Source organism: Pacificispira sp. HM-600, from assembly GCF_977993705.1.
In genome coordinates, this window is sequence record NZ_OZ388079.1 from 1343958 (window position 1) to 1370851 (window position 26894).

Annotated in this window: 23 protein-coding genes; 6 read left to right on the plus strand and 17 right to left on the minus strand. The window is 67.8% G+C overall.

Going from position 1 to position 26894, the window contains the following annotated elements:
* Positions 1–2 precede the first annotated feature (2 nt).
* Positions 3–383, minus strand: a complete 381-nt coding sequence (locus tag ACXZ1E_RS06355; protein WP_458042546.1) for a hypothetical protein — start codon at positions 381–383, stop codon at positions 3–5.
* Between the two features lie 151 nt (positions 384–534).
* On the opposite strand from ACXZ1E_RS06355, the gene ACXZ1E_RS06360 reads away from it, so the two are divergent.
* Complete coding sequence (locus tag ACXZ1E_RS06360) at positions 535–1758, plus strand: integrase catalytic domain-containing protein (protein ID WP_458040749.1); 1224 nt, start codon at positions 535–537, stop codon at positions 1756–1758.
* Positions 1759–1923: 165 nt separating this feature from the next.
* Positions 1924–2484 (plus strand): gluconokinase, encoded by a 561-nt coding sequence (locus tag ACXZ1E_RS06365; RefSeq protein ID WP_458042547.1) that lies wholly within the window; start codon positions 1924–1926, stop codon positions 2482–2484.
* Here ACXZ1E_RS06365 and ACXZ1E_RS06370 read toward each other — a convergent pair.
* Both ACXZ1E_RS06370 and ACXZ1E_RS06375 read right to left on the minus strand, forming a co-directional pair.
* A complete protein-coding gene (locus ACXZ1E_RS06370; RefSeq protein WP_458352075.1) occupies positions 2420–6046 on the minus strand; it encodes a TM0106 family RecB-like putative nuclease in 3627 nt (1208 codons plus the stop codon). The two genes, ACXZ1E_RS06365 and ACXZ1E_RS06370, sit on opposite strands and share 65 nt — an antisense overlap.
* 29 nt (positions 6047–6075) lie before the next feature.
* The gene (locus ACXZ1E_RS06375; RefSeq protein WP_458352093.1) at positions 6076–7491 is read right to left on the minus strand and encodes an MFS transporter; all 1416 of its coding nucleotides are present in this window, start codon (positions 7489–7491) and stop codon (positions 6076–6078) included.
* 112 nt (positions 7492–7603) lie between these two features.
* Here ACXZ1E_RS06375 and ACXZ1E_RS06380 point away from each other — a divergent pair, with 112 nt between their 5' ends.
* Both ACXZ1E_RS06380 and ACXZ1E_RS06385 read left to right on the plus strand, forming a co-directional pair.
* Positions 7604–9067: an AAA family ATPase gene (locus ACXZ1E_RS06380; protein WP_458042549.1), complete on the plus strand. Its 1464-nt coding sequence runs from the start codon at positions 7604–7606 to the stop codon at positions 9065–9067.
* A 53-nt stretch (positions 9068–9120) separates the two neighbouring features.
* Positions 9121–11199 (plus strand): NAD(+) synthase, encoded by a 2079-nt coding sequence (locus ACXZ1E_RS06385; RefSeq protein ID WP_458042550.1) that lies wholly within the window; start codon positions 9121–9123, stop codon positions 11197–11199.
* Between the two features lie 6 nt (positions 11200–11205).
* On the opposite strand, the gene ACXZ1E_RS06390 is transcribed toward ACXZ1E_RS06385, so the two are convergent.
* From ACXZ1E_RS06390 to add, 3 genes are all read right to left on the minus strand, one after another.
* On the minus strand, positions 11206–11799 hold the full coding sequence (locus tag ACXZ1E_RS06390) for a hypothetical protein (protein WP_458042551.1): 594 nt from the start codon (positions 11797–11799) through the stop codon (positions 11206–11208).
* 76 nt (positions 11800–11875) lie between these two features.
* Positions 11876–12487, minus strand: coding sequence for a nucleoside deaminase (locus ACXZ1E_RS06395; protein WP_458042552.1), 612 nt, complete (start codon positions 12485–12487; stop codon positions 11876–11878).
* Positions 12488–12490: 3 nt separating this feature from the next.
* Positions 12491–13549, minus strand: coding sequence for an adenosine deaminase (gene add, locus ACXZ1E_RS06400; protein WP_458042553.1), 1059 nt, complete (start codon positions 13547–13549; stop codon positions 12491–12493).
* Positions 13550–13639: 90 nt separating this feature from the next.
* Here add and ACXZ1E_RS06405 point away from each other — a divergent pair, with 90 nt between their 5' ends.
* Positions 13640–14197, plus strand: coding sequence for a nucleosidase (locus ACXZ1E_RS06405; protein ID WP_458042554.1), 558 nt, complete (start codon positions 13640–13642; stop codon positions 14195–14197).
* A gap of 4 nt (positions 14198–14201) precedes the next feature.
* On the opposite strand, the gene ACXZ1E_RS06410 is transcribed toward ACXZ1E_RS06405, so the two are convergent.
* Positions 14202–14384: a hypothetical protein gene (locus ACXZ1E_RS06410; protein WP_036299335.1), complete on the minus strand. Its 183-nt coding sequence runs from the start codon at positions 14382–14384 to the stop codon at positions 14202–14204.
* Between the two features lie 64 nt (positions 14385–14448).
* Here ACXZ1E_RS06410 and ACXZ1E_RS06415 point away from each other — a divergent pair, with 64 nt between their 5' ends.
* Complete coding sequence (locus ACXZ1E_RS06415; protein ID WP_458042555.1) at positions 14449–15402, plus strand: aldo/keto reductase; 954 nt, start codon at positions 14449–14451, stop codon at positions 15400–15402.
* A 21-nt stretch (positions 15403–15423) separates the two neighbouring features.
* On the opposite strand, the gene ACXZ1E_RS06420 is transcribed toward ACXZ1E_RS06415, so the two are convergent.
* The 10 genes from ACXZ1E_RS06420 to ACXZ1E_RS06465 all read right to left on the minus strand — a co-directional run bounded on the left by ACXZ1E_RS06420 (position 15424) and on the right by ACXZ1E_RS06465 (position 26836).
* Complete coding sequence (locus ACXZ1E_RS06420) at positions 15424–18450, minus strand: AAA family ATPase (RefSeq protein WP_458042884.1); 3027 nt, start codon at positions 18448–18450, stop codon at positions 15424–15426.
* A 2-nt stretch (positions 18451–18452) separates the two neighbouring features.
* Positions 18453–19673 (minus strand): exonuclease SbcCD subunit D, encoded by a 1221-nt coding sequence (locus tag ACXZ1E_RS06425; protein WP_458042556.1) that lies wholly within the window; start codon positions 19671–19673, stop codon positions 18453–18455.
* A gap of 62 nt (positions 19674–19735) precedes the next feature.
* Complete coding sequence (locus ACXZ1E_RS06430; protein ID WP_458042557.1) at positions 19736–20029, minus strand: hypothetical protein; 294 nt, start codon at positions 20027–20029, stop codon at positions 19736–19738.
* Positions 20026–20259, minus strand: a complete 234-nt coding sequence (locus ACXZ1E_RS06435) for a hypothetical protein (protein ID WP_458042558.1) — start codon at positions 20257–20259, stop codon at positions 20026–20028. Before ACXZ1E_RS06435 ends, ACXZ1E_RS06430 begins: the two co-directional genes overlap by 4 nt.
* A gap of 92 nt (positions 20260–20351) precedes the next feature.
* Positions 20352–20765, minus strand: a complete 414-nt coding sequence (locus ACXZ1E_RS06440) for a DUF1622 domain-containing protein (protein WP_458042559.1) — start codon at positions 20763–20765, stop codon at positions 20352–20354.
* A gap of 143 nt (positions 20766–20908) precedes the next feature.
* A complete protein-coding gene (locus tag ACXZ1E_RS06445) occupies positions 20909–21208 on the minus strand; it encodes a GNAT family N-acetyltransferase (protein WP_458042560.1) in 300 nt (99 codons plus the stop codon).
* 63 nt (positions 21209–21271) lie between these two features.
* A complete protein-coding gene (locus ACXZ1E_RS06450; protein WP_458042561.1) occupies positions 21272–22717 on the minus strand; it encodes a GH1 family beta-glucosidase in 1446 nt (481 codons plus the stop codon).
* The gene (gene yicI, locus ACXZ1E_RS06455; RefSeq protein ID WP_458042562.1) at positions 22714–24951 is read right to left on the minus strand and encodes an alpha-xylosidase; all 2238 of its coding nucleotides are present in this window, start codon (positions 24949–24951) and stop codon (positions 22714–22716) included. The genes ACXZ1E_RS06450 and yicI overlap by 4 nt, the downstream gene beginning before the upstream one ends.
* Entirely contained in the window at positions 24951–25859 is a 909-nt protein-coding gene (locus ACXZ1E_RS06460; protein WP_458042563.1) for a carbohydrate ABC transporter permease, read from the minus strand. Before ACXZ1E_RS06460 ends, yicI begins: the two co-directional genes overlap by 1 nt.
* Complete coding sequence (locus ACXZ1E_RS06465) at positions 25859–26836, minus strand: carbohydrate ABC transporter permease (RefSeq protein WP_458042564.1); 978 nt, start codon at positions 26834–26836, stop codon at positions 25859–25861. The genes ACXZ1E_RS06460 and ACXZ1E_RS06465 overlap by 1 nt, the downstream gene beginning before the upstream one ends.
* Between the last annotated feature and the right edge of the window lie 58 nt (positions 26837–26894).

Below are 26894 nucleotides of genomic sequence, written 5' to 3' on the forward strand. Positions count from 1 at the left end.
TCCTACTCCTTTTCGACGACCGTCACGGTGAACTCGACGGGCTGAATTCCGCCCTGGTCGTTCGTCAGCGTGACCTCGGTCTCGCCCACGGCTTCGGCCATCAGGCCCGGGTTGAACGTCGCGCCGTCGCGGTCACCACCCTTCGAGAAGCTCACGATCGACGAGTCGGCGATCTCGGCCGAGTAGCTGTCTTCGGCGAGGTCGCCCGTGGTGATATCGAGCGCCTGACCGACGAGCAGTTCGACGCTCTCGCCCTGCAGTTCTTCGGCGGACATGATGACGGGAGCGATGACTTCACTGTCATCGCCCGAGGATGAGCAGCCCGCGAGGGCGAAGGAGGCGAACACAGCAGCGGCAGCAAGGGCCAGGATTCGGGTTTTCATGCGATCAGTGTGGCGGATGCGGGGACTTCGGCGCTGGAGGACGACGTGCCTCAGTTTCTTTGAGCGCGTGGGGTGTGTTGGTGCCTCACATACTTTGAGCGCGAAGCTTGCCTGTGTGGAAGGCAAGATTGAGATGGCCGCGAGGCGACAGGTGACGAACAAACTCCGTGACGCGTACCGGAAAGCATCGAAGCACGACAAGGCCCGGATCCTTGACGAGGTGATGAGCACGACGGGGATGGGCCGATCAACGGCGCGGCGGATGCTGACGGGGCCGGTGCTGCCGGATCCGGCGAAGCAGGTCGATAGACGCCAGTTGCGGGCCAAGACGTATAGCGATGATTCGAGGCGGCTGCTGGAGCATGTGTGGGCGCTGATGGGCATGCCGTGCGGGAAGTACCTCGTGGTGATGCTGGAGCTGTGGATGCCGCTGCTGCACGCTGCCGGCGACCTCGACAAGCCATTCGTGACACCGCAGACGATCGTCGAGCTTCAGACAATGAGTCCGGCAACGATCGACCGGTATCTGAGCCCGGCACGTCGGGCGATGCAGTTGCGGGGGATCTCTACGACGATCCCGTCACCGCTGCTGCGCAACTCGATCGGGTTGTCGAAGGTCGGGGATGCCCCGGTCACGGCACCCGGGGTGATCGAGGCGGACACCGTCGCGCATTGCGGACCCACGTTCGTCGGCGAGTTCGCACGCACGTTGACGATGACCGACATCGCCACCGGGTGGACCGAGAACGCCTCGATCCGCAACAACGCGGCCAAGTGGATCGTCGGCGCTGTCGGCGATCTGCAGAACATGTTCCCATTCGAGCTGCGCGTGTTCGACTCGGACAACGGATCGGAGTTCATCAACCATGATGTCGCGGACTGGCTCCAAGCCCGTGACATCGCCCAGACCCGGTCCCGCCCTTACAAGAAAAACGACCAAGCGACCGTCGAGTCGAAGAACAACCACGTCGTCCGCAAACACGCGTTCCATTGGCGCTACGACACCCCGGACGAGCTCGCGCTGCTGAACGAGCTCTGGCGGCTCGTCTCACTACGGTTGAATTTCTTCACCCCGACGAAGAAGCCCACCGCATACGCCACCGCGGCCAGCGGGCGCCGCACACGCCTCTACGACGCACCGAAGACACCCTGGCAGCGAGTGCGCGATTCTGGGGTCCTCACCGCCGAGCAAGCCGACGTCGTTCAGGCCCGGATCACCGGGATCAACCCCGCCGATCTGACCCGCCGGATCAACCAGATCCAGCTCCAACTCATCGAGCTATCACAAGCCAAAACCGAAGCCATGACCACCAGCCGACACCTCGACATGACATCCTTAGAAACGTCGATCCGTCGACTCCAAACAACCAAATGAACCGCAAGCCTCGCGCTCACCATACGTGAGGCACCGCATCACCCTTCGCGCTCACTTCTAGATGAGGCACCTCGGAGGATCGCGTCTCGGCGTGGCGGGGCACCGAGCACGGGGCGGTGTTGGCGTGGCGGGGCACCGAGCACGGGCCCGAGATAGCGTGGAGGGATGAGCGCCCCGACAGAGCCGTCGCCCGAGCAGTCCGCACCCCCACGGATCGTGGTCATGGGGGTCTCGGCCGTCGGCAAGTCGACCGTAGGTTCGGCCCTGGCCGAACGCCTGGGCATCCCGTTCCTCGACGCTGACGACCTGCACGACCCGGCCGCGGTCGCGTCGATGGCGGCCGGCATTCCGTTGTCCGACGCCGAGCGGATGCCGTGGCTCGGGCGCGTCGGCATTGCCCTCGCCGAACAGACCGGTGGCGCCGTCATCGCCTGTTCGGCTCTTGCCCGGCGCTACCGCGACGCCATCCGCCCGACCGCGCCGGGCGCGGTGTTCGTGCACCTCGCTGCTCCCGCTGACGTTCTCGCCATCCGCGCCGGCGCACGCGAGGGCCATTTCATGCCCGCCACCCTGCTCGCCTCTCAGCTCGCGGCGCTCGACCCCCTCGGCACGGACGAGGAGGGATTCGCCGTCGATGCGAGCCTGCCCGTCGACGATCTGGTCACGGCCGCCGTGGTCGGGCTGACGACGCGCCCGGATCTTCCACCAGCCGAGCGAACCCGCTGAGCCGCGCCACACCCTCGGGGGTGTGCGGCAGGTCGTCGAGCAAGCCGGGCGAGTAGACGAGGTAAGCCGCGACCTCGGCGCGCGAGATCGCGACATTCAGGCGGTTGGCGAGCAGCAAGAACTCGAGGCCCCGAGGCGCGTCCCGCCCGGACGACGCGGCGAGCGAAACGATGGACACCGCGGCCTCTTGCCCCTGGAACTTGTCGACCGTTCCGACGCGGACGGGCGGCAGCTGCGCCGCCGCGAGGGCGGCCAGCACGGTCGCCGCCTGTGCGTTGTATGGCGTGACGATGATGATGTCGTCCGCCGTGAGTGGCCGCGGCGGCGAGAGCCGCCCCTCGCCTCCATCGCGCGCGAGATCGGTCCAGGTCGACCCGATCAGGTCGCGCACCAGCGCCACCACGGCGGCCGCCTCTTCGACCGACGCCGTGGCGTTGCCGTGATGCTCGACGGGAACACGGTGCAGGCCCGGTTCGACACCATCGATGGAGCGGAGCGCTGCGGAGGGATGTGAAGCCAGTCGTCCGGCGTAGGACAGGTTCGACACGGGCAGAGCGACGAGCGGATGCATCCGGCGACTCTCGGGCAGGAAGTACCCGAACGCATCCGATATCACCGCGGAGCCATCCATGATCCACCCGAGCGCCGACGTGTCGACGGGCTCGGGATGGGTTCCCTGGCTGACCTGCGGCAGCTGCTGCGGGTCGCCGAGCAGCAGCAGACGCTGGGCCGCGACCGAGACCGCGATGGTCGAGGCGAGCGAGAACTGCCCGGCCTCGTCGAGCACGAGCAGGTCGAGCGAACCGCGGGGAAACCGGCCATCGTGGCTGAAGTCCCACGCCGTGCCGCCCACGACGAACCCCGCCTGAGCGTGCTCGGCCGCGAACCCCGCAACGCCGTTCTTGGGTAGCGGGGTGAACCGCACCGGCACGGAATCGTCCTTCGGCGCTTTTCCGACCCGCGCGGCGGGCACACCCGCATCGATGACTCGATCGAGCATGTGCTCGACGACGGCGTGCGCCTGCGCGACGACGCCGACCTTCCACGCGTGTTCGCGCACCAGACGCTCGATCACGTGCGAGCCGACGTACGTCTTTCCGGTGCCCGGCGGCCCCTGTATTGCGAGGTAGCTATGGTCGAGGTCGCGCAGCGTCGCGACGATCGCGGGGACGGGATCGGTCGCGTCCGCGGGCACGGGACTCCCCGCGTGCAGGCGCGGTGGACGGCGGCGCAAGAGGTCGGTCGCCGGATCGGCGGGGAAGGCCGGGCTCGCGGCGATCACGCGGTCGGCCCACTCGTCGATCGCGACCTGCTGGGACAGCGCACGCGGCGGCGCGCCCGGGGTAATCGCGATGGGCAGGGCCGCCCAGGTGAATCCAACTCGGGCGCGCTCCTCGATGATCGCGCCGTCCTCCAGCTCTTCCAGCACGCGGCCGCGGTGATCGGCGTGCAGCCACCTCGGCGAGGCCTCGAAGGCGAAGGGCGCCGGCAGCTCGTAGAGCAGGAACGGCTCGCTTCCTGGCGACAGGCGCGTGCCGGGAGCGAGTTCACCACGCAGACGCAGCATGCGTCGATCCACCCGGTGCCCCTCGGCCCGGTGCCAGTCTTCGACGACCTCGCAGCGCGCCACATCCAAGACCGCGACATCGCGACTCTGCTCCCACACCGACACGGGCTCGCGGAGGCGCAGGAAGTGCGTCGCCCAGAAGCTCTTCGCCTCGCGCGGGTAGTAGTCGATCGCGGCCGACCCGAGACGGAGTGCTCGGGAATCTTCGTCGCCGTCGGACGTCGCATCTGCCGCTTCGGCGAGCGCGGTGAGTGCAACGGCGCGCGGCGAGGGTTCGTAGCCTGCGGCGTCAGGTTCGGGATCGGCGGTTGCGACGATCCCGAGCTCGTCCGCACGATCACGGAGCCAGTTGCGCAGGCGACGGGTCGAAACGCAGTCGTAGCGGTTGTAGTCGGCGATGTCGTCCAGGATCGCTCGCGCACCCTCGTCGTCGCCGACATCCTGAAGCATCCGTGCCTCGACATAGCGGACGATCGACTCGTCGCCGCGCTGGACGTCGCTCTGGCGTGTCTCGGCGCCCATGTAGAGCGGCTCGAGCTTCTTGATCGAGTACGACCGCGACCCCACCCGTAGGGCACGACGGACGATCGGGTACAGGTCGACGAAGACGCCATCGCGAAGCAGCCGATCGACCTGCGCCTCGCCCGTGCCGTATCGAGCCGCCATCGCCAGCAGATGGGTGGGCTCGTAGGGGGCGTAGTGGTAGATGTGCATGCCCGGATGGGCCGCGCGATGCACATCGACGAAGTCGAGGAAGCGCTGGAGGGCGACGCGTTCTTGCGCGAATGAGTGCGCCCACAGGCGCGAGAACGTTTCGCTCTCGTCGACCCAGCCGAACAGGTAGTCGATGCCCCATTCGGTGCCCGCGCCCGTCCACGTGCCCGCGCCCGTCCACGTGCCCGTCCCCTCGGTGTAGAGCGGGTCGCCCTCGAAGTCGAAGAACAGGTCACCCGGGTCGGCCGGGGGCAGCGCCGTGAGTCCCGCTCGATCGACAACGCGATACACCGGCGCGGGCACGGCGCCATCGGGCGCGTCGGCCACGGCGATCTCGGAGGCACGCTGCAGCTGCGCCTGCGTTCGTAGAAGGCCGAAGACGTCGGCGTTCATGTTCGGGGGCGGTGTCTGCGCGACCGAGAGCTCGTCCAGCGTGCGAATACCCGCCTCCCGAAGCTTCGCGCGTTGCAGCGGCCGCATGCCCGCGACGAGCAGCAGATCGCGGGATGCGTCGACCTCGACCTGGCAGGTAGCGCACCGACCGCACGCGAAGTACCGGTCATCGCCCCACGGCGTCGGCTCTGCCGCCGCGCCGAGCTCGATGTGACGACTCTGGATCAATTCGATGAGCCGCGCGTAGCGCAGGTGGTAGACGGGCAGGATGTCGTCGACGAGGTGCGAACTCGTCGTGCCGTCGCCGAGCAAGAGCTCGACGCGATCCGAGCGCTCGACACCCAGATCGTCGAGACGCTGGACGTATGCCGCGAGCTGCATGAGCGCGGTGACACGCGCCCTCCGGGCGAGCTTGGTGTCTTGAACGAGCCAGCGTCCGCTCTCGTCGCGAACCAGGAAGTCGGCGAAACCCACGAAGTCGGGGGTCGCGAATGCCGCCTGATAGATGATCCGTACGGATGGGTCGGCGAGAGCCGCATTCGTGAGTCGGACTGCTTCGGCCAGCGCCGGAGCATCGCCCGACCACACTTGCTCGATGGTGGCCACGCCATCTGGATCGTCCGCCAGATACTGCTCCAGCACGCGCTGCTCGTGGCGGTCACCCAGCCGCGCCGCACGCTCCAGCGTCAGGTCTTCGGGCTCGACGACCTGGGCGATACGACCCAAGCGAGCATCGATCGCCCGCACCCAGGCGAACTCGCATTCCGACGCGGCTTTGAGGTCGCTCGCGCTCGTGACCAGCCGGCCTTCGTTCTCGATATAACGCACGGGACCCTCTCCGTCTGCGACCCTACTCGCGGGCTCGGACAGTCGAGCATCCGTCGTCACCGGCCGGCCATAGACCTCCGTCGCAGGGGCTACTTCGTCTTCTTGGCGCGCGCCGTCAGGTCCACGAGCGAGATCATGAAGGCGAGCGCGAGGCCGACACCGACCGTGACCATTCCGATCGCGTAGGCGTCATGGTAGACGACGATGGTCGGTGCGGAGTCGGTCTCGCTGTAGACCGTCGAGTAGAAGAAGGCCAGAGCGATCGCGGTGCCGATCGATGTTCCGATGCGCTGACCGAGCTGCCCGACGGACCCGGCTAGTCCCCCGCGCTTGGGCGGGATGTTGGCGAGGGCGAGTGTCTGATTGGGCGAGACGACGAGTCCGCCGCCCGCACCGGCCACGATCATGATGCCCGCCATGACCCAGATGATCGCGCCCGAGGGAACGTAGAGCGCCGTGAACACGAGACCCGCTGTGCTCACCAGCATGATCGCAAGACCCCACACCACGAGGGGGCGGCCGATGCGGTTGACCCAGAGACCACCGAACCACGACGTCAACGCGCTCGCGAGCGCGAACCCGATCGTGACCATGCCCGCGAAAACCGGCTCGAGCCCGATGCCGGTCTGCAGAAACAACGTCGTGAGCAGGAACAGCGCCGGAAGGGCGGCGAAGTAGGCCGTCGCCAGGACCGTTCCGTTGCGGTACGACGACACCCCGAACAGCCCGAGGGGAACGAGCGGCTGGTGGCCCCGAGCCTCGTACGTGCGCTCCCAGACGATGAACGCCCCGATGAAGAGAACGGATGGCACGAGCAACCACCACCGGTTCGGGTCATCGCTCGGCGAACCCGTCGTGAACAGGAACGGCCACAGCAGCGACACGATCGCGAGGCCGAACAGCAGGATGCCGATCGGGTCGAGGGAGAGCTTGCGCCGGGACTTCGTCCGCGTGGCGGGCAACAGCCAGATCGCCGCCGCGATCGCGATGAGTGCGAGCGGAACGTTCATCCAGAAGATGCCGCGCCATCCGTCGGTCGGCCCGCCGATCGCAATCGCAAGCCCGCCGAGCGTGGGCCCGAACGCCGTCGCGATGCCGATGCTCGCCCCGAACAGACCGAAGGCCTTGCCGCGCTCAGCGCCCCGGAACAGCTGCTGGATCAGTCCCAGCACCTGCGGCATCTGGATGCCCGCGGCAACACCCTGGATCAGGCGCGCGACGAGCAGGAAGGTGACGTCCTGCGCCAGGGCGCAGGCGAGGCTCGTCACCGTGAAGAGCGACAGGCCGACGATGAACAGGACGCGACGGGAGCGCTGATCGCCGAGGCGCCCCATGGGGACGAGAGCCAGGCCGAATGCCAGCACGTAGCCCGAGACGACGAGCTGCAGCTCGGTCGATCCGGTACCGAACGCCTTTTCGATCGAGGGCAGGGCCACATTGACCTTGCTCAGATCGAGGATCGTAAGGGCGGCGACACCGACACAGACCCAATAGGCGCCAGCGATGGCGGTCGGTGAGTTTGATCTCCTGCGTGCGCGGGGGCTCTTCGGGCGGTGCCGTGCTCATTCGCATAAGCCTATGTGGGCGCTCCGGCATAGGCTCCCCTCGGGAGGATGCATGCTGAACGAAGACGACCGCGCCCTGATGCGTCAGGTAGCGCGATACCTCGAACACGTGAATGCCGCGCAACAGGACGAGGCGCGCGGGGCCCGGACGCCGCTCGGCGATCTGATCAGCGAGCATCTGGGTTCGGATGCCGCGCAGGTCCCCGTTGTGCTCGAAGTGATCGCCGATCATCGACTCGTCGATGCGGATATCGCACTCGATCTGATCTCGGCCGAGACGGGGGGCAGGCTGATCGGGGTGAGCGGCGGCGAACAGCGTCTACACAACGGCCTGGCCGAGCTGGTCAACAATCCGCACGTGCGATTCGACGTCGGGCCGGTGGACTTCGCCGAGCGCGCGACAGGACCATCATCGAGCCGCCGCGTCGTCGCCATGGGGGTGCGACTCATCTCGCACGCGGGGCAACCGATCGCCCTCGCGCAACGGGCGGCGTCACCGCAGTACGGACGCCCTGCCGCGACCCTCGAGGTCATGGGTGCCGACCCCGACGCGGTCTCGTCGTTCCTCGCCCGGCTCCGCGGCCTCATGATCGAGCACAGTGTTCTGCGCGGCCAGGTGCTCTCGTTCACGCCGACGGAGTTCGGGCGCGGCGATGCGGGAGCGACCTTCCTCTCCCGGCCCCGGGTCGATAGCGACGACGTCATCCTCGCCGAGGGGGTGCTCGACGAGATCGTGCAGCACGTCATCGGCATCGGCGAGCACCGCGACCTGCTGCTCGCCGCGGGTCAGCACCTCAAGCGCGGGGTGCTCATGTACGGCCCGCCGGGCACCGGTAAGACCCTCACGATCCGTCACCTGCTGACCCGATCGGTCGACACCACGATCGTGCTGCTGACCGGTTCGAGCATCCGCTTCATCGGTGCCGCGGCCGAGATCGCGCGGGCGTTCACCCCGTCGATCGTCGTCCTCGAAGACATCGACCTCGTCGCGATGGAACGGCATTCCTCGCCACAGCCGCTGCTGTTCGAAGTCCTCGAGGCCCTGGATGGGCTCGACGGCGACGCGGACGTGGCATTTCTCATGACGACCAACCGCATCGAGGTGCTCGAGCGTGCGCTCGCCGAGCGTCCCGGCCGCGTCGACCTGGCGGTCGAGATTCCGCTGCCGGCGCTCCCCGAACGGGATCGCCTCTTCCGCCGCTACGCGCACGGCCTGCCCTACAGCGAAGCAGCGTTGACGGCGGCGGCCGCGCAGACCGAGGGCGTCACGGGTTCGTTCGCGAAGGAGCTCATGCGCCGGAGCGTTCTGATCGCTGCAAGCCGGAGCGAAGAGGTCGGCGATGAGCACCTCGAGGCCGCGCTCGCCGACCTGATGAGTGGGCGATCGCATCTCACACGGCGGATGCTGGGGGCCGAGGCGGAGGGCGAGGGTGGGCCGGACGCCGGGGGTGGCGAGTCCTTCTCGCCGTCGGTTCACGTCACCGGCGGTTGGTTCGCCCACCACCCGCACTCCTGAACCCGGCCCTGAGCAACCGGCACCCCGCGTCCACTTGGTGCCAGACTGGGGTGATGACCGACGGCCTTCCGTTCCGCAACGCCTACCGCCACGGCTTTGCGCGCGTGGCGGCCTGCACGATCCCGGTGCGCATTGCTGATCCCGCCACGAACGCCGAGGCCATCCTCAAGACGGCCCGCGAGTGCCACGACGATGCCGTCGCGGTCGCCGTCTTTCCCGAACTCTGCCTGACCGGCTACGCGATCGACGATCTGGTTCTGCAAGACGCCCTGCTGGATGCGACCGAGGCCGCGATCTCGCACCTGGTCGACGCATCCCGCGATCTGATGAGCGTGCTCGTCGTCGGCGCGCCGCTGCGGCATCGCAACCGTGTGTACAACTGCGCCATGGTGATCCACGACGGGGAACTGCTCGGCGTCGTACCCAAGTCCTATCTGCCCACCTATCGCGAGTTCTACGAGCGCCGGTGGTACGCCGCGGGCGACGAACTCGGTGGGGATGAGGCACGCTGGATCTCGGTCGGCGGAGTGGAGGCACCCTTCGGCCCGCACCTGCTGTTCGCGGCGGAGGACGTGCCCGGCCTCGTGCTGCACGCCGAGGTGTGTGAGGACGTGTGGGTTCCGATTCCGCCCTCGTCCGAGGCCGCCCTCGCGGGTGCGACGGTGCTTCTGAACCTGTCGGGCAGCCCCATCACGATCGGCCGCGCCGACGAGCGCGCGATCCTCTGCCGTGCCCAGTCGTTCCGCTGCCTGTCGGCCTACGTCTACGCCGCCGCGGGCCAGGGCGAGTCGACCAACGACCTGTCCTGGGACGGCCAGACGATGATCTACGAGCTCGGCGGCCTCCTCGCCGAGACGGAGCGCTTTCCCGATGGTCCGCGCCGATCGGTCGCGGATGTCGACCTCGACCGAATCCGCCAGGATCGCGCCCGCCAGGGCACGTTCGACGACAACCGCCGAACCCACGCCGCACGCACCGGCTCGTTCGTGACCGTGCCCTTTACGCTCGGCGTTCCCGCACGCGAGACGGGGCTTCGGCGCCCCCTCGACCGCTTCCCGTTCGTGCCCGACGACCCGGCGCGCCTCGCCCAGGACTGCTACGAGGCGTTCAACATCCAGGTCACGGGTCTCGTGCAGCGTCTGAGTGCGATCGGCGGGCCGAAGCCCGTCATCGGTGTCAGCGGCGGGATCGACTCGACCCACGCGTTGCTCGTCGTCGCGCGCGCGATGGATCGGATGGGACGGCCGCGCTCCGACATCCTCGCGTACACAATGCCGGGTTTCGCGACGAGCGACCACACGAAATCGAACGCGATCGCCCTCGCGGAGGCCGTCGGCGCATCGATCGAGACCATCGACATCCGCGACGCAGCCAACGAAATGCTCGAGAAGATCGGGCACCCCTTCAGCGGCGGCGAACCGGTCTACGACGTGACGTTCGAGAACGTCCAGGCGGGCCTGCGCACCGACTACCTCTTCCGACTCGCCAACCAGAACGGCGGCATCGTCATCGGCACGTCCGATCTCTCCGAGCTGGCGCTCGGATGGGCGACGTACGGCGTCGGAGACCAGATGAGCCACTACGCCGTTAACACCGGCGTGCCCAAGACGCTCATCCAGCACATCATCCGGTGGGTCATAGCCGCGGGCGAGGGTGTGGATGCGGCAGAAGCCGCCGTGCTGCAGTCGGTGCTCGACACCGAGATCAGCCCCGAGCTCGTGCCCGCAGACGCTTCCGGTGTCACACAGTCGACCGAGTCGCTCGTCGGCCCGTACGCCCTGCACGACTTCACGCTGTTCCACATGCTGCGGTACGGATTCCGCCCCTCCAAGATCGCCTTCCTCGCTCACGCGGCCTGGGCGGACGCGGATGCCTCGGGCTGGCCGCCGGGATTCCCCGACGACGCCCGGGTCGCCTACGACCTGCCGACGATCGTGCGGTGGCTCGAGGTGTTCCTGAAGCGCTACTTCGGGTTCGCCCAGTTCAAGCGCTCGGCGTTGCCGAACGGTCCGAAGGTCTCCGCCGCGGGGTCGCTCTCGCCGCGGGGCGACTGGCGTGCCCCCTCGGACGGCAACGCGCAGGTGTGGCTCGACGAGCTGCGACAGGCCCTTCCCGACCTCACCTCGGACTGAGACGAATCAGGCCGCCGCGTCCGCGTCCGGAGCGAGGTCGCGCAGACCGACGCGATCCGGGATCTCGAACGCGAGGCCGGGCAACCATGAGACGGGCGACGGCCACGGGCGTGAGGTCGGAAGCGCCGTGAGCATCCGCCGCATCGCCGTGTCACCGGGAGCGGATGGGGATGCCGCGGGCAACACCCGCCGGGGAGCACGAAAACCCAGTGCCCCGCACCACCAGTGCCGCCAGGTGCCGTCCGCCGCATCCGGGTCGAGGACGATGTAGTAGTCGGGCATCAGCGCGGTGCCCTCCTCGAAGTGAGCGAGAGCGGTCTCGATCTCGACCTCGAGCGTGCCGAGGGTCGCGCGTTCTTCGTAGAGCTCGACCCACGCGGCCGCGACGTGTTCGAGGGGATCGGCATCGTGCACGATCCATGGGGTGCTGCAGGCCGAAATGCGGCGAACGGCCGTCGCCGGATCCGCGTCTCGCAGCGTCAAGGTTTCTACCCCCGGGATGCCCTCGAGAGTTGCGAGCGCCCCGGCCGATTCGGTGCCGACGATTGCGACGACCGTGCCGGAGGCTCCCGCGAAGGGGGAGGTGTCTGAGTGCGCCATGACTCAGCCTAAGTCGGTTCGTGTTGCCGGCGGATGTCCCCCGCTGACCGATCACGTAAAGCCCGGCAGCCCGGTCCTACTCCCCCGAGCGGGCGTTGTAGACCACGACGCCGCCGCTGTCGATCGCAGCACGATAGGCGCGGAACACCGCGAGCGCCTCGTCGCGCAGCACGTCCTGCACGACCTCGATGCCGCGCGCCTCGAACTGCTCGGCCCAGTCGGCGACCATCGGCCCCTCGTCGAAGGTGCTGATCTCTTCGAGCTCGGGACCCGAGCCCGCGACGATGAGCGTGCGCACGCCGGACCACATCGTGGCCCCGTAGCACTGCACGCAGGGGCGCCAGTTGACGACGAGCTCGTGGGGCGAGAGCCCTTCGGCCCCGAGATCCCACGATCCGACCCGGGCTTGCGCCGTGCCGAGCGCGGTGACCTCGGCGTGGGCCGACGAGATCCCACTGCCGAGGACGACGTTGACCCCGACCGACACGATGCGCCCGGTGTCGGACTCGGCCACGAGTGCAGCGAACGGTCCGCCGTTCCCCTCGCGCCAGTTACGGTCGGCGAGGCGGTGCACGAGAGCCATCCGGTCTTCGCGGTCGGGAATGATGTCAGGCACCCCGTGCAGTTCTTCGGCGATCCAATCCGGCAGGTTCACCGAGTATCCGGTCGAGAAATAGGCCATGTCCATGCGTCAATCCTCCTGGGGCAGAGCGTCGAGCTGAAAGAGAGCGTCGAGGGCCGTGAACTCGGCCGTGAACCGTGCGCGCAAACGCGCCTTCTGATCATCGTCGCAGAACGCGGCATCGATCCCGTTGAACGCGATCCAACGCGCGGTCGCCGCGTCGACACCGAGAGCCGGCAGGGCTTCGCGAAACTCGCGACCGATGTCGGTGCGGAAGAACATGGCGTCGTCCGTAGAGATGTTGACGGCGAGCCCGGCCTCGATCATGCGGGCGATGCGGTGATCGGGCGTGAGCCGCCAGTCGGAGCAGATCGTCGTCGACACGGGGGTCGCGCAGAACGGCAGGCGACGATCGCGCGCCTCCGCGACGAGGTCGGGATCATCGAGCACACGGTAGCCGTGGTCGATGCGGTCGACGCCGAGGTCGTGCATCGCGAAACGCACCGAGTGCGCCTCGGACCGATCGGTCTCGCCGACGTGAGCGGTGAGGCGGAGGCCTGCGCTCCGGGCAAGCGCAAACGCCTCGGCGAACCGTTCGGGCGCTTCGAGCCCCTCGGGCGTCAGATCATCCATCCCGAGTCCGACGACACTCGGTCGCGGGTTCTCGGCCATGAGTTCGACAAGACGGATGGCTTCGGTACCGCTCTCCGCACGATTGACCGCGACGACGATACGGAATCCAACCCCGTACTGCGCCTCCGCGGCCGAAAGCCCCGATATGAGGGGGTCCAGCACATCGGCGTAGGACATTCCTCGCGCAATGAAGTACTGCGGATTGACGTAGTACTCGCGATACCGGAGCCCCGCCAGGGTGCCGACCCGAACACCCTCGAGCGCGACCGCCTCGATGTCTTCGGGGTCGCGCAGCACGTCGTGGGCGAGTTCGAAACCCACCAAGAACTCACGCAGGTCTGCATACGCGAACAAACGGGCCGGATCGCTCGTGGGCAACTCGACGCCGTGCTTGCTGGCGAGTGCGACGAACAGCTCGGCGGTCATGGTGGACGTGAAGTGACAGTGCAGCTCGGTCTTCGGCAACAGCTGCAGATAGTCGGCGTAGCTCAGCACGTGACTCCTCGGGGTGCCGGTCGGGCGACGGCACCCGCTCAGCTTGCCCGATGCGTGTTTCGCGGCCGTAACGGGACAGAATGGGTGACCGTGAGACTTCTCGTCGCGGCGCTGGACGCCGAACTCGTGGCCTTTCCCGCTCAGATCGACGGTTTCGACCGCCTCGTCACCGGACCGGGCAAGTTGAAGGCGGCCGTCGCCCTCACGCGCGCCCTGTCGGCTCGCGAGTATACGGAGATCGTGGTGGTCGGCACTGCCGGTGCCCTCGACCCCGAACTCGAGGCGGCCGTGCATGAGGTCGGTACCGTGCTGCAGCACGATGTCAGCGACCTGGATGGCATCGTCGGGCAACACGTCTCGCTGCCCGCCCGCATCGACCTACCGAACGACGGCCACGCGATCGCCACGGGCGACATCTTCGTCGACGATGCGGATGCCGTCGTCCGGATCCGCGACCTCGACGCTGTGCTGGTCGACATGGAGGCCTATGCCTACGCGTATGTCGCCGGCGAGTTCGGTGTGCCGCTGCGCATCATCAAGGCCGTCTCGGACCGTGCACAGGACGGCGCGACGCAACTGTGGGACGAGGTCGTCGCGACGTGCAGCGCGGCTCTCTGGGAGAGCTTCCGCGCCGACTACGGGCTGTAGGGCGTCAGTCGTCCGACGATCGTGCGAACACCATCCGCAGGATGACGAACACGATGAGTGCCACGACCGCGACCGCCAGCAGCTTGAAGACGAACGCGAGCACCGAGAACAGAACGTTCACGAGTACCCACGCGATGATGATGGCGACGATGACGCCGATGACTGTCCACAAGGTGCCGGTCTTCATTCCTCCAGCCTAGGCTGATCATCGGTGCCCATGGGGCGGCATACCTCTCTGAGCAAGGAGCAGCATGACCCGTATCGGTCGCAGCGATCTCGATGTCTTTCCCCTCTGCCTCGGCGCCAACGTCTTCGGGTGGACAGCGGATCGCGACGAGTCCTTCCGCATCCTCGACGCGTTCCACGGTGGAGGCGGCAACTTCATCGACACCGCCGATTCGTACAGCGCCTGGGTTCCGGGCAATTCTGGTGGCGACAGCGAGCGCATCATCGGTGAGTGGCTCGCTTCCAGGCGCCCCGAGAACGTCATCATCGCCACGAAGGTCAGCCAGCACCCGGACTTCCGCGGCCTCGCGCCGAAGAACATCCGCGCGGCCGCGGAGGCATCCCTGAAGCGCCTCGGTGTGGACACGATCGACCTGTATTACGCACACTACGACGACGAAACGGTGCCCCTCGAAGAGACCGTAGCCGCGTTCGGTGACCTCGTGACAGACGGGCTCGTGCGTCACACCGCCGTGTCGAACTACTCCGCCGACCGCATCCGCGAGTGGGTCGGCTACGCGACCGCGGCGGGAAGCGCGCTGCCCTTTGCGGTGCAGCCGCACTACAACCTCGTGCACCGCAACACCGTGGAAGAGACCATCGTCCCCGTCGCCGAAGAGTTCGACCTGGGACTCGTGCCCTACTACGCCCTGGCGGCCGGGTTCTTGACGGGCAAGTATCGCTCGGCGGATGTCCCGGATGCCGCGGGCACCTCGCCGCGGGCGAAGGGTGCCGCGAAGTACGCCACGCCGGAGGGCCTGGCAATCGTGGATGCGCTCGAGTCGATCGGTGCCGCGCACGGCGCATCGATCGCCACGACCGCGCTGGCGTGGTTGCGCGCCCAGCCGACGGTTGCGGCGCCGATCGCGAGCGCGTCACGCGTGGACCAGGTGGCCGATCTGCTCGCCGCCGGCACCCTGGAGCTGTCCGCGGCTGAGCTCGAGGAGCTGGACCGCGTTTCGACGTGGTCGCCCGCCTGAATCAGTGGTCGCCCGCCTGAATCAGACGGGCAGGATGGCGTGGGCCGCGACCTCGCTCGAGCCGTCTTCCGCGACGGCGACGACCAGCTGCGCGGGGATCTGGTCCTTCATCGCCTCGACGTGGCTGATGACCCCGACGGTCCGGCCGCCCTGGCGCAGTTCGTCGAGGGTACGCATGGCCGTGTCGAGAGTTTCGGCATCGAGTGAGCCGAAGCCTTCGTCGATGAACAGCGTGTCGAGTTCGATTCCCCCGGCGCGCCCCGTGACGACCTCCGCGAGGCCGAGCGCCAGCGCGAGGGAGGCGAGGAAGGTCTCTCCGCCGGAGAGCGAGTGCGGGGGGCGCGGGCGCCCCGTATAGGCGTCCAGCACGTCGAGGCCGAGGCCGGAGGCGGCGCCGCGCGCGGCGAGCGAGTCCGAGTGCAGGAGGCGGTAGCGGCCATCCGACATGTCATGAAGACGCAGGTTCGCCGCCTGCACGATCTCTTCGAGTTCGGCCGCCAGCACGAAGGTCTCGAGCTTCATCCGGTGCGTGTTGGGCGCCTTGCCCGCCACCGTGTGGGCGAGGCGTTCAATCGTTTCGTGTTCGGCGAGGGCCGCGGCGATTCCCGACTGAGCCGCCTCGGCCTGCGTGACGAGTTCCCAGAGGCGGTCGCGGGTCTGGTCGGCCGCGAGGGTCTTCTGTACCGCGCCGGTCCAGGCCTCCCGAGTGTCCTGGCGCGCGGCTTCGGCGCTGCGGGTGTCAATCGGTTCCTCGGGCAACAGCTGCAACTCGAGGTCGAGCAGCACCGACTTGGCCGCTGAGAGCGCCGTCTCGTGTTCACGGATGGTCTCGTCGAGGCTGACTCGCGCCGCGCTGTCACGGAGTGCTGAGACGGCGGCATCCGCGGACTCGAACCCGGCGGCGACGAGATCGTCTTCCAGCCGCGCCCGCGCGGCCGACTCGGCGCTCGTGCAGCGCTCGGCCGTCGTGATCGCATCGCGAAGTCGCTCTGCCACTTCGGCGATACTCTCCGCGTCCGCGATTCGCTCGGCGACGGACGGGAACCCGCCACGTGCTTCGGCCAGCGCTTCGTCGTCCGATGCGATGCTCGCTCCGAGGACGACGAGAGACCGATCGAGGGTCTCGATGCGCGGCGCCGCTTCCGCAAGCGCTGCGTCGAGCGCATCGAGGGACGTCACGCAATCGTCGCGTTCCGTGCGCAGCTGGGCCACCTCGAGCTCGGCCTGCGTGGTGATCGCGAGCGCCCGCGCGGCCTCGGCGCGCTCGTCGGCAAGCTGTTCGGCCGATCGATCTCCCGCGCGCCCCCGCGCTCCCGCGGCCGCTTGCCGGACGGCCGCCAGCGCTTCGGACGCTTCACGCTGCAGAGACACGGCGACGACGACCCGCGCCTCGGCCGACTCGATGTCGTCGGCGCTGACGGGATCGTCCCCGCGCGGAGCGGGCGCGGGGTGGTCCAGGCCCCCGCACACGGCACACGGCTCACCCGGCACGAGTTGTGCGGCGAGTTCGCCCGCGTGTCCACGCAGGCGGCGCTCGCGAAGATCTGCCAGGGCGACGGATGCGTCGGCAAGCGCTCGATCCGCCGTCAGGGCCGCCCGTTCGGCCCTTGCAGCTTCGTCCGCGAGGCGTTCGGCCTCCGCGGCGGCGGCCGAACGGGCATCGAGCTCGGCGAGGCGGGATTCGGCGGCAGCCCGCCCCCCGACGCTGGGCGCGAGTTCGATGAGTCGCGCGTCGAGGTGATCGCGACGCGCCACGACGGCGTCACGCTCGGCACGGCTGGCATCCACGGCTACCCGCAGGGCTGCGAGATCGGCTCGGCTCTGCGCGAGCTCGGCACGGCGCTCGGCGATGCTCTCTTCGCGCGCGAGCAGGAGCCGCCATCCGCCGACGGCGTGCTTGACCTCATCGATCCGCGTGGCGAGTCCGGTGGTGCTCGGCCACGTGCCGTCGGCATCGCCCGGGGCAGCCAGTGCCCGCCACTGCGTGAGCGCGATTCGGCGAGCATCGTTCGCCCGCTCGGTGTCGGCGCGTGCCAGCTCGAGTGCTCGAATTCCCTCACGTGCCAGGTCGGCGCGAGTCGCGGTGTCGCGCTCGTCACGGACGGTCTGGATTCGAGCCGCATCCGCCTCGAGAGCCGCAACGCTGTGACGCGCACGGTCGCGGCGCACCTGCAGGTCGCGACGGGCGAGTACCTCCGCGAGGGCGACCTCCGCGGCATCCCGCGCGACGCGAGCGGCGTCTTGTGCGAGGGCTGCGGTCTCAGCGCGATACGCCGCACGCTCCGCCGCCTGCCGCACCGCGTCGATCCGCCATGAGGGGTTATCCCTTTGCGGCGTGGCGTTCGTGGGCGCCCCACCCCCGGCATCCTCTCCCCCGAGGTCGTGATCCGCGATCAGCCGCTCCGCGTCATCGAGGCGGTGCGCCAGGGTGTCACCATCGCCGGCGACGCGCGCTTCGGACTCCTTGCGGCGCTGCTCGAGCGCGTGCTCGTACTCCTCGAAGCGGCGCGTACCGAAGAGAGTGCGCAGCAGAGCCTGCCGCTCGCCGTGCGTGGCGAGCAGAAACCGCGCGAAGCGGTTCTGGGCCAGGAGGACCACCTGAAGGAACTGCTCCTGCGTGAGCGGAAGGATCTCGTGGAGCGCCTCGCCGACATCGCGAGGACGTGCCGCGCGGCCCTCCCAGCCGCCCTTCGTCTCGACGAACAATCGCGCCTGCGGTGGGGCCGTCGTCGTTCCCGATCCGTTGCGCTTTGCACGGTCGTACTCCGGTGACCGCTCCACCCGCCAGCGCTCGCCACCGGCGCTGAATTCCAGCGCGACGAGTGTCGGATCGTCCGGACCGCTGTGGTCGCTGCGCAGACGCTTCTCACCCGTGTCGTAGCGCGGGACCGACCCGTACAACGCAAAACAGATCGCGTCGAGGATGCTGGACTTGCCCGCACCCGTCCGGCCCGAGATGACGAAGATGCCGTCCTCGGCGAAGGCGTCGAAGTCGACGGTCTGGGGGCGCCGGAACGGCCCGAAACCCTCGATCTCGAGCCGATGCATCCTCACGCGAGCACGCCGTTCCTCGAACGTTCGTGGGCAACTTTCGTACCTTCATCGCTCTGACGCTCGGCGACAATCCGCTGGTCGGTGCCCTCCACGATCACGTCAGCCAGGATCTCGGCCTCGGCCTCATCCGCGGCCTGACCCTGCCTCACGTGCGCCAGGAAGGCCGAGATCAACTCGCTGTCGTCCCGCGCTTCGCGCACCCGCGCCGAGTACGAGCGCTCGGTTGCCTCTGGCACGGACGCCGGGATGTGCTGCACGGTCGCGCAGTGCGGAAAACGCGCGAGCAGCTTCCGCATCGGGTCGCGCTGCGGCGTCGTGTCGGTGTACTGCGCGCACACCCAGGCGTCTGCCTCGGCATCGAAGCGGGCATCGGTCAGCAGCTCGTCGAGCGTTCCGGTGATCGTGACGAGGCGTCGTGGCACCGCGAGGGGCACCCATTCGACCGCCGCCAGGCCCGCCGCATCCAGGTCGATCAGCCACGAACCGCGTGGCTTGTGCTGCTCACCGAACGAGTAGTGCAGCGGAGCACCCGCGTACCGCACCCGCGCGGAGATCTCGTTGCGTCCGTGGATGTGGCCGAGCGCGACGTAGTCGGGGCCGTCGAAGGTCGACAGCGGAACGACATCGAGCGTGCCCTGCCGAATCTCACGCTCGACGCCCGGCGTCGCCTCGACGCTTGCGGCGAAGCAGTGCGCGATCGCGATCGAGCGCCCGCCACGCTCGGCCCGATCGTCATTCACGAGCCGCATCGCCTGGCCCATCGTCTGCTCCTGTGTCCGCAGCGTCACGTCCGGCCAGACATGTCGCACGAGCGAGGGCTCGAGAAACGGGATGCCATAGACATGCACCGGGCCGTGCTCGTCGTGGAGCGTCACCGGGACGCCGACGCGATCGGGACGAGTGAGGATGTGGATGCCTGCTGCCGCGGCGAATGGCGCCTGGAAGCCGAGCCGGGCGGCGCTGTCGTGGTTGCCGCTCGTGACAACGACCTCTGCCCCCGCAGCACGGATCGCGGCGAGGGTGTCGGTCAGCAGCGGATAGCAGCCCGCGGCGGGCGTCGCGGAATCGAAGACATCACCGGCCAACACGACGAGATCGACCTCGCGCTCGGCGACCTGCAACACGAGTTCGTCCAGCACCACCGCGAGCGCGGCGATCGTCGAGTGCCCGTGGAACGAGCGCCCGATATGCCAGTCGGAGGTGTGCAGGATGCGCATGCTCCCACGCTATGCGGGAGCGCCGACATCGGCCCGGATCCCCGTGCGCGGTTCGTCGAGAGTCAGTCCTTCGCGAGCTGGGCGATCTCGTCGTCCGACATGTCGATGCCCACCTGATCGAGGCGCTGCTTCAGGATCTCGATGATGCGGTCCTGCCCATCGGCGGCATGATCGGCATGCGTCTGGACGACGATGCCGTCGATCTTCTCGGAGGTGGACGTATCGTTCATGTCCATCGCGGGCTCGGTCTGCACGACATCCCCGGTTCGGACGATCGGCGAGTCGTGGGCGGAATCCCGCTCCGCCGTGGCCTTCTCCGTGGGGGTGTTATCGTGCGCGGATTCTCCCGAGGTCATGAGTCGCTCCTGTCATCGCCATCAGTGCGGCCGTCGTTCTCAACGGATTCGTCGGTCACGTCATCACTCAGGTCCGGGTCGGCGGTCTGGCCCGGCTCGGAACCCTCGATCGGCGCATCGGGAGAGACCGGTTCATCCGAGGTTCGATTCGCGGTGTCGCCGCTCTGCCACCCTCCGGTCGGATCGGCGTCGATGACACCTTCGGGTAGTTCGTCGCGTGACGAGTTCATCGGATCTCCTCGTGCTCGGGTCGGGTGGGCGAGTCAACCATCACCCGGATCCGAGCTCGAACCAAGGGGCTTGACGCACCTCAGGGGCGCGACTAGGTCCGGTCGGCGCTGGCCCGCCGATCCCGCGTCACCTCGTTCGCGACGACACTGGCACCACTCGTGAGCAGCGCGCGCCGCCACGGTAGGACACCCTCGATCTCGATCTGAATCGAGATCGACAGGATGGTTCGGATCAGCACGATGATGCCGAGGATCACGGCATCCTCGAGCGACGGCTTCGACGTGATCGTGCGCAGCAAGTCCGCGGCGACGAGAACCTCGAGCCCGAGCAGGATCGCGCCGCCGAAGGTCGTGCGGAGCGTCGTGAAAGCCGCGCTACCACCGTCTCCGCGGGCGAGCGCACGGATGCCGAGCACGATCGCGATGGCCGCGCCGATGATCATCGCGAGAGCGCCGGCGGCCTCGAACACGACGGCGACGGTGATGAAGGCCTGCTCCGTATCCACCCGGCCAGCATAGGGGTGGGCCGAGCGTGCTGTGGATCGGCGCGCACCGGTGCAGGCGATCACACGAATACAGGCAGATTTGCGCGGAATCAGCCTGTATTGGTGCGAATGCCTGTCTTCGTGCGCACGGCGCGCTCGAACCGTTACGCGCGGGTGCGCTCGGCGAGGATCCCGGCGCGATCGGGGTGCGCCTCGAACCACTCCGCCACGTACCAGCACACCGGGAGGACCTTGCGGTCCCCGGCCTGCTCGAGTTCTGTCACGGCTCGGTTCACGATCTCGCCGGCGTAGCCGTGGCCACGGAAGGTGGGGACCGTGTATGCGCGGGTCAGCGCAATGGTGCGTCCGTCATCGCGGTAGTCGAGGGCGCTCACGAGGTTCGACCCGTTGTGCAACGTGTACCGCGAGGCATCCGGTTCGTGGGTGAAAATCAGCGAAGTCACCGGCACAGCGTACGCCCGCCCCGAGCGGTCGAGGCTGGGCGCACGCTGAATACCGGGATCCGGTTACTCAGGAAGAACGCCCGCGCGCGCGAGCTCGCGGTACCAGAGGCCGCTGTCCTTGACGGTGCGCTCGAGGGAGTCGAAGTCCACGCGGACGATCCCGAACCGCTTGGCGTAGCCATAGCCCCACTCGAAGTTGTCCATCAGCGACCACACGAAGTACCCCCGCAGATCGACCCCCGCCTGCATCGCCCTGTGTGCGGCGGTGAAATGACGGCGCAGATAGTCCAAGCGCTCGGGGTCCGGCACCGAGCCGTCCTCGGCGACGACGTCATCGAAGGCAGCCCCGTTCTCGGTGACCATGAGCGCCTGGTCGGGGAACTGCTGGCGCAGCGACAGGAGCAGCTCTTCCAGACCTTCGGGCGCGATGTTCCAGCCCATGGCCGTGTAGGGCCCCGGCTGCTCGACGAACTCGACGATGCCGTTGCTGCCCGGCCAGGCCGTGCCGCCCTCCGCGCCCTTGTGACCATCGTTCTGCTGCTGGGGTGACTCGCCGTCCCAGAGGCGCACGGTGGCGGTGGAGTAGTAGTTCACCCCGAGTACATCGATCGGCTGGTGGATCTGGGCGAGATCGCCATCCTGCACATAAGCCCAGTCCGTGACGGATGCCGTGTCCTCGAGCAGATCGGCGGGATATTCCCCGCGGAGCATGGGACCTGTGAATGCACGATTGGCCAAGGCATCGATACGTCGCATCGCGTCGGCGGCGTCCTCCCCGCGGCTGTTCTCCACGCCACGAAGTACGTGGAAGTTGAGCGTGACCGAGTACTCCGGATCGCCCGTCGACGTCGCGCGGAGAGCCTGCACGGCACGCCCGTGGGCCAGGTTCAGGTGGTGCACCGCGGCGAGTGCCGCGGCAGGTTCGTGGCGACCCGGTGCATGACCCCCCTGGCCGTACCCGAGGTAGGCCGAGCACCACGGCTCGTTGAGCGTTGTCCAGGTGTGCACGCGGTCGCCGAGGACTGCGCCCATGATCTCCGCGTAGCGCTCGAAGGCGTCGGCGGTCGCGCGCACGGGCCACCCGCCCGCATCCTCGAGCGGCTGCGGCAGATCCCAGTGGTACAGCGTCGCGACGGGACGGATGCCTCGCTCGAGCAACCCGTCCACCAGGCGCGAATAGAAATCGATGCCCGCCTGGTTCGGCGCACCCGTGCCGGTGGGCTGGATGCGAGGCCAGGCGATCGAGAACCGGTACGCCCCGAGACCCAGGTCCTGCATCAGATCGAGGTCGGACTCCACCCGGTGGTAATGATCGCAGGCGACGTCGCCCGTGTCGCCATTCCAGACCGCGCCGGGGGTCTTGCTGAAGGTGTCCCAGATCGAGGGGCCGCGGCCATCCTCGTCGAACGCGCCCTCCACCTGATACGACGCCGTTGCCGACCCGAACGTGAATCCGTCGGGGAAGACAAGCCCCGAATCGCGGAAATCGGCGTTGCCCTGTTTGCTCATTCGGTCACCTCCGCGCGGTCCGCGGAGAACGTCTCCATGCGCCCGTCTGGCGTTGTGACCGAGATGTCGATGGTACCGCTCCCACCCGGGAAGACACGCAACGTCAAACCCTCCAGATAGTCGTAGTCGGGCCGATCTTCGCGGGCACCCCAGGGCAGCACGGCACCGGGGCGAACGTAGATCGGCAGGCTCAGGAAACCGTGCTGCTCGCGTCGCCAGCCGCCCCCCTCGACCTTCTCACCGGTCAGCAGATGCGTCCACGTGCCCGGGGGCAGATAGAAGTCGACCTCACCCGACTCGGTGAATACCGGGGCGACCAGGATGTCGCGGCCCAGCATGTACTGGCGGTCGAGGTACGCGGCACCCGGATCATCCGGAAACTCCAGCACCATAGGACGCATGATGGGCGCACCCGTGCGCGTCGCATCGATCCCGACCTGGAACAGGTACGGCATGAGACGCATCTTCAGGCGGGTGAAGACGCGCGTGACCTCGACGGCCTCGTCGTCGAACATCCACGGCACCCGGTAGGACTGCGAGCCGTGGAAGCGGCTGTGGCTGCCGAGCAGGCCGAAGGCTGTCCAGCGCTTGAACACCGAGGCGTCCGGAGTTCCCTCGAAGCCGCCGATGTCGTGACTCCAGTGCGCGAACCCGCTGAGGGACAGCGACAGACCACCGCGCAGCGTCTCGGCCATCGACGGAAACGTCGAGGTCGAATCCCCTCCCCAGTGCACGGGCATCGTCTGCCCACCGGCCGTCGCCGAGCGCGCGAACAGCACGGCATTGCCGGCGCCGCGGGCGTCGACCAGAACGTCGTGAACGGCTTTGTTGTAGAGGTGCGTGTAGAGGTTGTGCATGCGCGCGGGGTCGGCGCCGTCGTGCCAGACCACGTCGACCGGGATCCGCTCGCCGAAGTCGGTCTTGAAACAGTCGACACCCTGATCGACCAATGCGCGCAACTTGCCCTGGAACCAGGCCGTCGCGTCGGGGTTGGTGAAGTCGACCAGGCCCATCCCCGCCTGCCAGAGGTCCCACTGCCAGACCGATCCGTCGGCGCGGCGAACGAGGTAGCCCGCGGCCTCGGCTTCGGCGAACAGCGGCGATCGCTGCGCGATGTACGGGTTGATCCAGACGCACACCCGCAGGTCACGCTCGTGCAACCGGTCGAGCATCCCGTCGGGATCCGGGAACACCCGGGGGTCCCACTCGAAGTCGCACCAGTTGAACTCGCGCATCCAGAAGCAGTCGAAGTGGAAGACCGAGATCGGCAGCTCGCGCCGCGCCATCTCGTCGATGAACGAGGTCACGGTTTCTTCGTCGTAGTCGGTCGTGAAGCTCGTCGAGAGCCAGAGACCGTACGACCACGCCGGCACGACCGGCGGGCGGCCGGTGAGGCCGGTGTACCGCTCGAGCACTTCCTTGAGCGTCGGCCCCGCGATCACGAAGTACTCGAGCGTCTCGCCCGAAACCGAGAACTGCGTGCGCTCGACCGCCTCGGACCCGATCTCGAACGACACATGCCCCGAGTCATTGACCAGCACCCCATAGCCGCGACTCGAGAGGAAGAACGGCACGCTCTTGTACGCCTGCTCGCTCGACGTGCCACCGTCGGCGTTCCAGATCTCAACGCTCTGGCCGTTCTTGACCAGGGGACCGAACCGCTCGCCGAGCCCGTAGATCAGTTCACCCACGCCCAGGTCGAGCTGCTCGTGCACGAACGTGCTCGCCGCAGGTCGTGCCTGCGCGGCACGGGCGTTTCCGGCGATCCCCGAATCGACTTGCGCATCCGGGGCGAGCTGCATGTAGCCCTGCGCCTTGTGCCCGCTGCTGGTGAGGCGGCGACCACCCTCTTCGAACGAGAGCGACCAGGGCGCACCCCGCGTGATCCGCGCGGTGAGCGGGCCCGAGGTCAACGAGCCGCCGGATTCGGTGACCGATGCTCTGCCCACACCGCCCGCGACGGCACCCGGCAGCTCGAAGCCCGGCTCGCGCCGGCCGCCCTCGTGGTGCGCGATGCGCACACGCACGACGCCCTCGAGGGGCGATGAGAGCGTCACCGTGAGAACGGCCCGGTTGAGCACGTCGCCGCGCTTGGCGATGACCGCCGTAGGCGCCGTGATCTGCAAACCGGGGCCATCCGCGGTGTCGGTGACCTGCCAGATGTCGTAGGCCTCTTGCGCGTAGAGGGCCGTGACCCCGGGTCGCAACTGCCAGAACCCATCGGTGAACTTCATTACTTGACTGCTCCTGCTGTGATGCCGCGTGTGAGCGTGCGTTGGAAGATGAGGAAGAAGAGAAGAGTCGGAATCAGGCCCAACAGCGCCGAGGCGCTGGTGGTCGTGACATCCATCAGGCGATCGCCCTGCAGCACGCTGATGGCAACCGGCACCGTCTGGTTCTCGTTCGAGACGAGGAACGTCAGCGGGATGAGGAACTCGTTCCACGTCCAGATGAAGAAGAAGATGAGCAGCACCGACAGGGTCGGGCGACTGATCGGGAAGATCACACGCCAGAGGATCTGCCACCGGGTGGCGCCGTCGATGGATGCCGCCTCGAGCACCTCCTTCGGGAACGTGCCGTAGACCGCCGAGAGCAGGTAGGTGCCGAACGCCGCCTGGATCACGGTGAAGACGATGATCACGCTCCACACGTTGTTGTACAGACCGACCTCGCGGAACATGTAGTACAGCGGGTAGAGGAGCGCCTCCTGCGGGAGCAGATTGGCGAGCAGGAACAGCAGCACGATCCACGAACGTCCGCGCACGCGCCCGATTCCGATGGCGAAGGCGTTCAGGACGGAGATGAGCACGGCGAGCACCGCGACTGTGCCCGAGATGAAGAACGAGTTCCACACCTTCTCGGGGAAGTTCACGCGTTCCCAGAAGGCGATGATGCCGTCGAAGTAGAGGCCCGTCGGCAACGCGAGAGGTCCGCCGTTGGAGTAGTCGGTGGGCGATTTGAACGAGTTGATCAGGATCAGGTAGAACGGCGCGATGATCAGGATCGCCGCGACGACGGCGAACGCGACCAGGAGCCAGTCGATGCCCCGCCGTTTGGTCATCCCGCCGCGGGCCTTCGCCGGACTCTTCTTGCTTCCCCGTCCCGCGGTCGCTGTCGTCGTCACTGCCATCGTGGCGGCCATTACAGTCCCGCCCTTTCTTTGCGCTCCGCGGCGTTCTGCGCGCGGATGAAGAGAATCGAGACGATCGCGATGACGATCGTCAACGCCGTAGCGATGGTCGAGCCGTACCCCACCTGCTGCGACTGGAAGAACTCGCTGTAGGCGTAGTACGCCGGCACGATGGTGGAATCACCGGGACCGCCGCGCGTGAGCACGAACACCGGGCCGAACACCTTGAGCGCGGCAATCGTGCACGTGAGGGTGACGACGTAGATCTCGGGACGGATGATCGTCACGGTGATGGCGCGAAAGCGCTGGAACCAGTTGGCCCCGTCGAGCTCGGCCGCCTCGTAGAGTTCCGGATCCACGCGCTGCAGCGCCGCCATGAACACGACGACCGGGTAACCGATCTGAATCCAGACCAGCACAACCATGATGCTGGCGAGCGCCGTGTCGGGCGAACCGAGCCAGTTGTGCGCGAGGAATCCGAGCCCGATGTCTTCGAGGATCGTGTTGAGGGCTCCGTCTTGCGGGCGAAGGATCCAGCCGATCACGATGCCCGCGATCGCGGCGGGCAGGATCTGCGGCAGGTAGTAGGTGGCGCGCAGGAAGCTCGCGAAGCGGCCGCCGAACTTCCGGCCGATGACGTCGAACAGCAGCGCCGCCAACACGAGGCCGATGATGGTCGGGAAGATCACCATCGCGATGATCATCCAGATGCTGTTGCCGAACGATGTCCAGAACTTCGCATCACCCGCCAGCTCGATCCAGTTCGCAAGCCCGATGAATTCCGGCGGACGGATGCCCCGCCAGTCGGTGAAACTCAGGTACACGTTCCAGACGAGCGGGACGATGATGATGACCGTCACCAGCACGAGGCCCGGAATGAGGTACAGCCAGTACCCGGCCGTGCCGCCGCGCCGCTGCGGGATCAGCGGCTCCTCGGGCGGGAGTTTCGTCTTCGTCCGCGGTGTGCGGACGAACGGGACAGCGGTCATCGCCGGGCTCCTCGGGAAAGTGGTGCGAGCAGAAGGATGCTGCCGGAGCAGCGTGGGC